The organism is Priestia sp. 53B2 (genome assembly GCF_056099005.1).
In genome coordinates, this window is record NZ_JBLZXA010000043.1 from 1 (window position 1) to 9580 (window position 9580).

The following is a 9580-nucleotide window of genomic DNA, read 5'->3' on the forward strand; positions in this document are numbered from 1 at the left end:
TGCAGCCAATTTTTATAGTTTTTTGAAAAAAACACGTTAAGTTTAGAGAGAAAAAACACTCAAACCCTTGATATGACTGAGTTTTTAAATACGCAAAAATTTGATAACAGTACTCTTTTCTGCTTTTTGTGTTGAGGGTTTTACGTAGAGAGCCTGCAACTTATAACATATACACCCACTACTATTCAGTTATTGGGTGGGAGGAAGAAGTCTTCGGATCTCTTTTTTTATACCTAAAACACCAGGGAACTGGACTAAAAAAGCCCATCTGGTAAGGGTTGCAGCCAATTTTTATAGTTTTTTGAAAAAAACACGTTAAGTTTAGAGAGAAAAAACACTCAAACCCTTGATATGACTGAGTTTTTAAATACGCAAAAATTTGATAACAGTACTCTTTTCTGCTTTTGGGGAGTTGGACGCTAAACGGAGTTATTTTAGTGTATAAATTCTGTATCTCCTGTTATGGGCTTGTGGGGGAGAGTCCCGTAGTGGGCAACGGCAAGGTTTTTATTAGTCTCTTGTACTACTATTATTCTATACTGGTGCTATGTTCATTATAAAGAGGCTGAGGGCTTAAAGGATTCAAAGTTACTAGTTTCAGCTTTATGGGGACTGCCTAGTGTAGCTGACAGTCCAAAAATAGACTCTGTTTCTTTGCCAACAAGTTTGGTAGGGGACCTTGCTGATCAAATGGAAACACTCTTAGATATCATCGGACAGAATGATTATAATTCAGATAAATTTGAAGACTATCTTTTAGCGATTAAAGAACGATTCCAATTAAAACAGGAACGAAAAAAACAGTTAAATAACACAGGCAAAATTCCACGAGGTGGCTAAATGACTTCTCATTTTCCGTTCTGAGTCTTTCTATTTTTATTTTAATATCTCAAGTTGTTAATTTAATAAAATACGAAAATGAGCTTATAAGATCCTTAAAACAATACTTCTATTAAGTGCTATGTACAATAAAAAAAGCCACTTCGGAAATGGTGGCTTTTTTGCTATTTATTCTTCTCTTTGTTGTCTTGATTTGTATTAGTGTTTAGCCCAATTTTTATTTCTAAATTAAATTGACCCTTCAATAACAAAAATACTACAATAGAGATCACAAGAACACCTGCGGATTTTTTTGGAAAGGTTTGTATTTTTTTCTTAACGCTTACAAATATATCTAAATTTAATGAAAGATTTGTCATTCTGACACTTCCTTGTATTAAAAAGCCCACGATTAGAATAGCTAGATTTTCAAAAAAGAAGCACCTTTTTAAGGCACTTCTGTTAGCATAGTTTATTTTTTTCTTTCAAGTTCACCTAAACCAATTCTCATCAACTCGGCCATAGCACTGACACGGCTATTTAAGTGATTATCTATCTGGTATTGATCCACTTTTTCTATAAGACCTGCAGAAAACTTGACGTGAACGGAAACCGTTTGTACTTCTTTCTCCAATGTTTTTTCTTCTTTTTTTGTCATTTTCAAAACCTCAAATCATTCAATTAATGTATCTATATAGTACCAATAATAAGAGGAATTAGTACATAAATACAAGATGTTCATACTTAATGAATACTCTGAATGTATTAAATAAACAAAAAAAGAATAAGCTCCTTAGTGGGCTTGTTCTAAATAGTATTGTTTGGTCTGTTTTGATTGTTACTTGTAACAACAAGATATATCACTACCATCCCAATAATCAAAGTAGCAATGAGTAAGCCTAGAAAAACCCCAGTTCCTCCTGCTGCAATTACTACTCCATTTTTCACAAAGAAGCTAGGAAAGCAAGCATAATACAATCCAGTTACAATACCTACAATAGTTGCTAGTATCCCTAATATTGTTCCTGCCACTTTACATAATCTTTTAATACTTTGTCCCATATTGTTACCTCCATAATTTATTTTTGTTTGTACCTAATCCGGTACACTAATGGGTAGGAGAAAAGGTATGCTTTTACAGGTAAAGCAGTCAAAAAAGTGAAATTTCCTCTTCAATACCATTAGCACAGATTACTAAATGTAGTTTCTCAGCTTTTCTCTTGCAAACATCGAAACCATTTGAAACTTAAAAGTCAACTCCCTCTTTCAATGAATTTGGATTCCACTATATAGTTGTTCTGTGAAGACAAAAAACAAGTAAGTATCCCTGTTTTTTTATAAGATTTAATCATAAGCACAGCATAAGATTTCAACCTCATTGAAATATACGAGAAATCTTAGGTAACCGCACAAAAAAAAGAAGCCTCTCGGGGCTTCTTCCTCATTTTGATGAACCGAATAAATAAGCGAGCTTTTCTAATAAGGTTTGCGGCTTCTTATTCATCTGTTCCTGATATGCAGCTAGTTCCTTGTGACTTTGCTGTATTTCTCGTACTGATGTCAGAAACTTCTGGTCACGATCACCTATATGTTCATTAAACTTTTCTTCAAGTAATTGCTCATACTGCTTTCGATCTTCTTCCCTTTGCTTTTGGAACATTTGGACAAGGAATTCTGTTTGCTCGTCCATTTTTTTACCCATTATCTTAAGAGCATCTTTGATTTGATTATTTTCTTCCCTTAACTCTCTGTTTTCTGCTTCTACTCGTTCCAATCTCATTTCATCTACACTTTTAGGTGTATGAGGATTAAAAACAGGAGCATCTTTTCCCTTTAACCATTCTTTAATTTGTTCCGTTGTCCATTCTTCATCGTACTTTCCTTTTATTGTTGCCAGTAATTCAACTTGTCCTTTGGTAAAGCGTCGATGTCCATTGGTTCCACCTTTTCTTTCTGCTTCAATCTCAAACTCTTCACATAATTGTCTGATCCTTGAGTCAGAAACACCAACAATCTGGGAAGCTTGCTTTGGTGTATACTTGTTTCCCGATGATAATTTGATTTCCCCACTCATTAATTTCACCTCGCCTAAAATTGCAAATCGTTAATAACGATTTCATTAATGATTTGTAAATAAATCCTTCTATATCAATGTTTTAAAACGTGTTTTTGATTTCACTAACGATTTCACTAACGATTCAAATCGTTAATTATTTTCGATTTCGCTAACGGTTTTCTGTGTTTTATCTTATGTCTTTCTATAAAATAATTCAATATTCCTTTGTTCTTATTTTGAAAGAGGCCACGTTAATTTAGTAAAGTGTGAAAGTGTGTGCTTGGCCCATTAACACGATGGCGAGAAATGCTATTTGAGAGGCCACCGCAATCAAAACGGACACTGAATCAAAAAAGACGTAAAAACTCGTTTTTACGTCTAATTGATAAGACAGACAAATCACTTTTAAAAGGTATAGATGATATTTTTCAACCTCACGGTTGGACTAGATATTAAAAATTAAATATAAATAAAAATAAGCAACTTATTCTTTGACGCTCTTACTATAACTACAATTTTGTTATTTTTAATTAAAAAGTCTCACGCTGGTCCGAACAGACGATTAAAAAAGAGTACAGTCTCACGACCCTACTCTTTTTTTTATCGTTAATGAATTCGTTAGCCAAATCGTTAATCATTCTTTAAAAAGGCTTTATCATAGTAATTCTTCACTTCATTTGCTGTCGTGTAAAAGGCAGTTATAACATCATTTCGGAAATGCCCCAATGATACCGAAGCCAAGAAAATAGCATATTCCTCACGAGTTAAATCTCTACCTTGTTTATGTCGTTCAGCTGCAGGAATATGTTTATTCACCCTGTCTTTTAACGTGTCCAGTTTCTCCTTTAACTTAGGACCTCGGCAATACTTCCGGCCATCTTGTGTTTACAATCGTTCCTCTTTATAATCTTTTTTATTTCCTTTAAATCCAGCAATCACTGGTTAGAACATGAAAAAAGAAAGTAGAGGAGGAGGGACTTCATTAAAGACGTCATCTAGTTTGAGAGGTTCTTAATAATTCAAAGGGGAGGATATAGCATGAAAAAATACAAAATAAAACAGATTCTACAAGAGCATGAATTGTTTGATATCGAAATTCCTTTCATGACTAAGGATGGAGTTGACTTTGTTCGTGTAGACCTTTTAGTTCACGCCATTATAAAAATGAAAGGGTGTATTTTCAAAGATATATATATAGCGATTCTTCAAAATAAAAATAATCCTGAAGCATTATATTGTATTCTCCGGGAGTTTGCTGAAATAGTGGATGATCTAGGCTATGCATTTAAGAAATAAAAAAACGTATTTGCTTTAGGGGCTCATACGTTTTTTTATTTCTGTTTATGTAAAATGTAACAAAGACAAACCATTTATTCTTTTACTGATGCTACTTCCTCAGGTGCTTTGTTTTTCTGTGTAATAACTATATCATGATGCAAGATCTTCTCTTTATTTTTTCCTACATATGCTTGTAGTGCTTTTGCAATCTTTTCTGCTTCTTCTTCACTTTGAATCTCAAAGTATTTCTCGAAGATCGCGCCGACTTGAATAAGTCGTCTTGTTCTCTCTTTTCTCTCCTTTTCTTTTTTACGCGCTTCAACTTGTTGTTTCTTCGCTTTCATCTTCTCAATTTTCTCTTCTATCTCCTGAAGAATCTCCTCATCTGTTCGCTTCTTCGACACCCATCCCCATCTCCTTTCTCTGTTCTCTAATGTTTATTTTGATTATATCAAAAATTGAGATAAAATGGTATCCTTAGCATAGATCCTCTCACCAGGATATGGTATAATTCCCTTAGATCGAAGAGATAAGGGCGCACTTATACATCGTACCGATGTGTGCGGTTCCTCCGGAACGAAAAGACAAAACCAAAGATCCATTCGCCTAGATGGCGAATTTCATAAAACCTGTTTGCCTACCGGCAAAGATGAAACCATCATCTGATACCTTCGGTATTCGTGATGCTGATTTCATCTAAAGCGTTGATTAGCGCACCTTGTGCTCTCATCAACTTATTCCTAATCCACTAACCCATTCTCAAGAAAGGAGGAAAGAATTATGGCTATCTACCATCTATCGATGCAAATCATCAGCCGTTCAAAAGGACAATCAGCTGTCGCTGCAGCTGCTTATCGCAGTGGTGAGAAACTACATGATGAACGTACAGACGAGCAAAAGTTTTATGCTCGAAATGTACAACCGGAAACCATGATTCTGACTCCTTCTCATGCGCCAGAATGGATGAAAGATCGTAACCGTTTATGGAATGAAGTTGAAAAAGTAGAGAAGCGCAAAGACTCGCAATTAGCACGCGAATTAAATATTGCTTTGCCCATTGAACTGAATCATGGTCAACAAAAAGAATTGATTCAATCATTTGCTCAAAACGAGTTTGTTCAAAAAGGAATGGTTGCTGATATTGCCATCCATCGTGATGATGCCAATAATCCGCATGCTCACATCATGTTAACCATGAGAAATCTAGATCAAGACGGATTCGGAAAAAAGAACCGTGATTGGAATGCTGATTTTGCTAATGCCAAAGAAAACAATCGTGGGTACGTGAAAAATAGCGAAGGCTGCTTATCCATTCGTGAACAATGGGCAAACTATGCTAACCAAGCGCTAGAACAAGCCCAAAGTAACGAACGTATTACCCATCTTTCTCATGAAAAACGTGGCCTTCAAACCCTTCCAATGATTCATTTAGGGCATGTAGCACATGATATGGAGAAGAAAGGGAAACAAAGCGATCGTGGTCGAATCAATCAAGAGCGCCAAGACTACAATCAAGCTATTGTTGATTTACAAGCTTATCGTCGTCAAAAAGAAGCACATCTTCAGAAAATGAAAGAAAAAGAGAAGCAATTTAGCTTTTCTACAGATGTAGAAAAGACTTATATCCAAAAAGCTGCATCTCTTTTAGATAAAAAAGTCATTACCTTAGACGATATCTCAAAACGCCAGGAAGAACTACGTAAAATGGCTGATCGCCATGATCCCATTGAACGCCACTTCCATGTGCAACAACAACAGTTCCTTAACGTCAGCAATTACTATGACCGTGTAAGGGATTTAAACCGTGAAATTCAGCAAAACGAAGAGAAAGTAGATGAACTTAAGAAGTCCCTTAATCCTTTTAAGCTCAAAGAAAACAATATGATGAAACGTCGTCATCTTGATAAAATCTCTGATTTAGAAAGCAACAAAGAAAGTTATGAAAGCAGTATTCAAAAGTATAAAGAATCTCTTCGTTTTTCGAATGAAGAAGAGTTCTATGAACGTTATAAAGAATTTTCTCAACAAAAAGAGAAACGACTACATCAAATTAAGTATGAGAAGCAACAGATTCAAGTAGAAACTAAAGCTTTACTACAAGCAGAAGAAGCCATTAAAATGGCTAAAATTCGTGAAGTAAGCTCTTATTATCCGGATCTCAAAACGGCTGGTAAGTATCTTACCTACAGAGATGCATTAAGACTGGAACAGTATCATAATACTGCTCAACAAAATCAGTTTAGACTATCTAACATCAAACAAAGTTTAGATGCTAACCAAAAGAAGCTAGGCGAGTTCAAAAAACATCAGAAAATGGTTCGTGTAGAGAAAGAACATGTCTCAACTATGCGTAAAGAAGTAGAGAAGCTTGGCAGCGTGGAGAAAAAGCTTGATGAATTAGACAGAAATCCTGGAGAAAAAGCCAAACGACTTGTCTCGAAAAAAGCTCGTCAAGACTATGAAGAATTGCAAAATGAAGCTAAATATGGACGCGAAAATCTAAAAGAACTGGGCTATAAAGGACAACAAGATTTACAGCAACAACAAAGCCGTATCAACACAATGGAGAAAACAGTCGTCCCATGGTTAGAAAAAGAAATAAAAACACATGAGAGTAATATAAACGCTTTAAATACGGTTTTTAATGCTATTCAACAAGCTACTCGTGATGAAGAATTTATACAACAAAGACATCAATTAAGAAGAGCAAGAAGTACAAATATAAATAAATCGAAGAACCAAGGACCAGATCTTAGCTTTTAACTAGTTTAAAAGTAAATTACCTTAAGGCAATTAGAATCAACTTGAAATTGTTTTTATTATCTTCTAATCAGAACTATTAGAGAATACCGAATAACACAAACATGTTTAATAAAAAGAGACAGTTAAAATTAACTGTTCTTGCTAGAGTCATTGTATTAGTTACTCAACCACAGACTTGAAGAGTAAAAAGGTAATGCAGAGCAATTAAAAAGAAGATAATAAAGAATATTTATAATTCCTTATTAAAAATAAAAGCCTTTGGAATCGATGATTCCAAAGGCTTTTATTTCTATAAGAAATGATCCTAATGTCATTGGACAAGCATACAAACAATTTATTATCCCATGAATAACATAATACAGAAACTAAGAAGGGAGTGATTAACATGAAGAAATATAAGTGTTATTACGATCATAAAACTGATGCATATTATGTGGACAAGTCATACGCTCAGAAAAAATCATCTAACTCTCGTAAACAGAAAAAAGATAAGGAAACTAGAGACGAAAAATTATTACCTACACCGCCTAGTTTTTCTCCACCTAATTCCTCACCAACATTTATACCACCTAGTACCTCTCCTAAAGTTTCTTGAAAAAATATGTATTTATAGCATTAGAAAAATAGACAAGCACAATTATTTTTTTATAGAAAGGAGCTAAATTTTTATGGCAGATTTAAATGATGTTATCCAAAGAATTAATAATCTCCGCGCTCAAAATGGAATGAGTCCATTAACTGTGAGTTCTCAACTAATGAGTTTAGCAGCTGCAAAAGCAGAAGACCATAAATTAGGTGGGTATCCTAACTCAAATGGTCCCTGTGCTCATGTTAGTCCAAGACTTGGCTCACCTATAGATCAAGCCAGAGCAGCTGGTTATTTTTATTATCCAATTGAACTTTATACAGGTAAAACAGGTGGAATTGAATATAGCTCAGAAGAGGCGGTAAATAGTTGGCTTGGAAGTCCTTGCCATGAGCCGTGGATTACAAGTAACTTTGTAGTTTCCCAACAATGTGGTATTATGAATCCTGCAATGTATAAAATGGTCGTACAAAACTTGACTCACATTGGTGTCGGATACTTTTACGATCCTACAATGATGGCCCATCATTGGGTATTAATTATGGCTAACGAAAGACAAAGATACACTAGTAACAATGACCCTTATAGGGAAGATTGCCCAACAACACCCCAAAATGGTTGGGTGGAACAAAATGGAACATGGTACTATTATGTTAATGGCAACCGTCAGACAGGTTGGATCCAAATTGGCTCGAGTCAGTACTTCTTCGATAATGCTGGAGCTTTTACAGGGTGGGCATGGTATCAAGGAACCTGGTACTTCTGGAATGGTTCATGGTGGCGCTGGGATGGTACTTCATGGGTACCCGGAACACCTCCAGCATAGCTGGTTGACATATTTCAAGCTAAAATACCTTAACCTTATGAAATTTTAAGTATATTGTTACCCATAAAATCATTTATAAATATGTTTAACTTGTCCAAGCACTTATAATTAATATGAATATTATAAATTATAACCCATCCTATCTAAAAGATTAAAAAAGCTACTGGCTTGTTTAGTAGTGGTCTTTTCTGTTTTTAGACTGTATGCGGTATGCAATATTAGTTAACATAATGAGTGTCATTTGAAATAAAAAGGCATTGGAACTACTTGTTCCAATGCCTTCTATTTTATCAGAATCATTTTTAAATTCTTTTCAGTGCTTTTAAATAGTTATATTTATGAAATAGATGGCGGCGGTGGGGCTGATGATGGCGTATTTAATGGTGGGTTTGGTGGTTGAGTTGATGATAGCATATTTAATGGTGAATCAGTAATATAAGAAGTTCGATTCTTCATTATTTTATTTCTTTTTTTCTCTCTTTTCTCCTTTTTTGTTGCCAATGTCTAACATCTCCTTTTTACAAGTTAGCGTCTTTTATAACTTATTAATTGAAATAATTATTTTATTTTCCTTTTAAGTCTATCAGCTAATCTAAAACAAATTGACTTTGGACTAGTATCTATTTATACCTTATCAAGATAAAGATCTTTCCTTAATCGTTAAAAATGGTAATCAGAACAAAGGAGTAGATTTTCCTTCGAATGTGATTTTGACTGTTTGCATGTGCTCACTTTGATTAACATTACTACATTCTTACCCATAGAGTACCACCTCTACATTAAAAATTTCATAATGTTCATACACGATTAATATATACAAGATTTAGTGAATTGCTTGGACATCTATCAAAATAACTTGTATACCGTACACATGTTTAGTTAACATAATGTAATTTCTAAGAAATAGACATAAAAATCTCAAAAATGATAAAAAAATTTATTTTTAATCTTATAAATTAGAATACTTGTACAAACCCTTTTGACTTTCTTGAATACTATAGAACATGCAATGCAAGTACCTCCAAGTCTCGCGATAAGGAATATAAATTTCGATTCATGGAAAAAACTCCTGAACTGAGCGACCAGGAGTTTTTTTCTTTTTAAGATGTATACAATATACAAAGTTAGTTAACATAATCACAATTATAAGAACAAATAACCGTTAGAAATCATCATTCTAACGGTTATTTGTTCTTATTTAGAAAATGAAAATTTACTGTTTTTGAATATTTGCTGTTGAAGAATTTGTATT

General features: G+C 34.1%; 11 protein-coding genes. 5 read left to right on the forward strand and 6 right to left on the reverse strand.

Translation table 11 applies throughout. The features are described from left to right. The first annotated feature begins 690 nt into the window (after positions 1-690). Positions 691-840, forward strand: a complete 150-nt coding sequence (locus ACN6NE_RS30545) for a hypothetical protein (RefSeq protein ID WP_474329300.1) — start codon at positions 691-693, stop codon at positions 838-840. Between the two features lie 164 nt (positions 841-1004). On the opposite strand, the gene ACN6NE_RS30550 is transcribed toward ACN6NE_RS30545, so the two are convergent. The 4 genes from ACN6NE_RS30550 to ACN6NE_RS30565 form a co-directional block, all read right to left on the reverse strand. Next, a complete protein-coding gene (locus ACN6NE_RS30550; RefSeq protein WP_474329302.1) occupies positions 1005-1199 on the reverse strand; it encodes a hypothetical protein in 195 nt (64 codons plus the stop codon). Positions 1200-1291: 92 nt separating this feature from the next. Continuing rightward, a complete protein-coding gene (locus tag ACN6NE_RS30555; RefSeq protein WP_474329304.1) occupies positions 1292-1477 on the reverse strand; it encodes a hypothetical protein in 186 nt (61 codons plus the stop codon). A 149-nt stretch (positions 1478-1626) separates the two neighbouring features. Next, complete coding sequence (locus ACN6NE_RS30560) at positions 1627-1881, reverse strand: hypothetical protein (protein WP_474329306.1); 255 nt, start codon at positions 1879-1881, stop codon at positions 1627-1629. Between the two features lie 379 nt (positions 1882-2260). After that, positions 2261-2893 carry a MerR family transcriptional regulator gene (locus ACN6NE_RS30565; RefSeq protein ID WP_474329308.1) on the reverse strand — a complete coding sequence of 211 codons (633 nt, stop codon included), beginning with the start codon at positions 2891-2893 and terminating at the stop codon, positions 2261-2263. A gap of 1020 nt (positions 2894-3913) precedes the next feature. Here ACN6NE_RS30565 and ACN6NE_RS30570 point away from each other — a divergent pair. Further along, positions 3914-4171: a hypothetical protein gene (locus ACN6NE_RS30570; protein WP_474329310.1), complete on the forward strand. Its 258-nt coding sequence runs from the start codon at positions 3914-3916 to the stop codon at positions 4169-4171. 74 nt (positions 4172-4245) lie between these two features. Here ACN6NE_RS30570 and ACN6NE_RS30575 read toward each other — a convergent pair whose 3' ends face one another. Next, positions 4246-4557, reverse strand: coding sequence for an NIP7 pre-PUA domain-containing protein (locus ACN6NE_RS30575; RefSeq protein WP_474329312.1), 312 nt, complete (start codon positions 4555-4557; stop codon positions 4246-4248). A 376-nt stretch (positions 4558-4933) separates the two neighbouring features. Between ACN6NE_RS30575 and mobQ the strand changes: the two genes are divergently transcribed. The 3 genes from mobQ (at position 4934) to ACN6NE_RS30590 (ending at position 8328) form a co-directional block, all read left to right on the forward strand. Then, positions 4934-6916, forward strand: coding sequence for a MobQ family relaxase (gene mobQ / locus ACN6NE_RS30580; RefSeq protein ID WP_474329314.1), 1983 nt, complete (start codon positions 4934-4936; stop codon positions 6914-6916). Positions 6917-7301: 385 nt separating this feature from the next. Then, entirely contained in the window at positions 7302-7511 is a 210-nt protein-coding gene (locus ACN6NE_RS30585; protein ID WP_474329316.1) for a hypothetical protein, read from the forward strand. Positions 7512-7584: 73 nt separating this feature from the next. Then, complete coding sequence (locus ACN6NE_RS30590; RefSeq protein WP_474329318.1) at positions 7585-8328, forward strand: CAP domain-containing protein; 744 nt, start codon at positions 7585-7587, stop codon at positions 8326-8328. Between the two features lie 336 nt (positions 8329-8664). Here ACN6NE_RS30590 and ACN6NE_RS30595 read toward each other — a convergent pair whose 3' ends face one another. Beyond that, positions 8665-8829: a hypothetical protein gene (locus ACN6NE_RS30595; RefSeq protein ID WP_474329320.1), complete on the reverse strand. Its 165-nt coding sequence runs from the start codon at positions 8827-8829 to the stop codon at positions 8665-8667. Positions 8830-9580: the final 751 nt, after the last annotated feature.

What these genes read in the sequence shown, in the direction of transcription:
- ACN6NE_RS30560 (WP_474329306.1), bottom strand. Translation starts at nt 1,881, where the DNA reads ATGGGACAAAGTATTAAAAGATTATGTAAAGTGGCAGGAACAATATTA.
- ACN6NE_RS30550 (WP_474329302.1), bottom strand. Translation starts at nt 1,199, where the DNA reads ATGACAAATCTTTCATTAAATTTAGATATATTTGTAAGCGTTAAGAAA.
- ACN6NE_RS30545 (WP_474329300.1), top strand. Translation starts at nt 691, where the DNA reads ATGGAAACACTCTTAGATATCATCGGACAGAATGATTATAATTCAGAT.
- ACN6NE_RS30565 (WP_474329308.1), bottom strand. Translation starts at nt 2,893, where the DNA reads ATGAGTGGGGAAATCAAATTATCATCGGGAAACAAGTATACACCAAAG.
- ACN6NE_RS30570 (WP_474329310.1), top strand. Translation starts at nt 3,914, where the DNA reads ATGAAAAAATACAAAATAAAACAGATTCTACAAGAGCATGAATTGTTT.
- ACN6NE_RS30585 (WP_474329316.1), top strand. Translation starts at nt 7,302, where the DNA reads ATGAAGAAATATAAGTGTTATTACGATCATAAAACTGATGCATATTAT.
- ACN6NE_RS30590 (WP_474329318.1), top strand. Translation starts at nt 7,585, where the DNA reads ATGGCAGATTTAAATGATGTTATCCAAAGAATTAATAATCTCCGCGCT.
- mobQ (WP_474329314.1), top strand. Translation starts at nt 4,934, where the DNA reads ATGGCTATCTACCATCTATCGATGCAAATCATCAGCCGTTCAAAAGGA.
- ACN6NE_RS30555 (WP_474329304.1), bottom strand. Translation starts at nt 1,477, where the DNA reads ATGACAAAAAAAGAAGAAAAAACATTGGAGAAAGAAGTACAAACGGTT.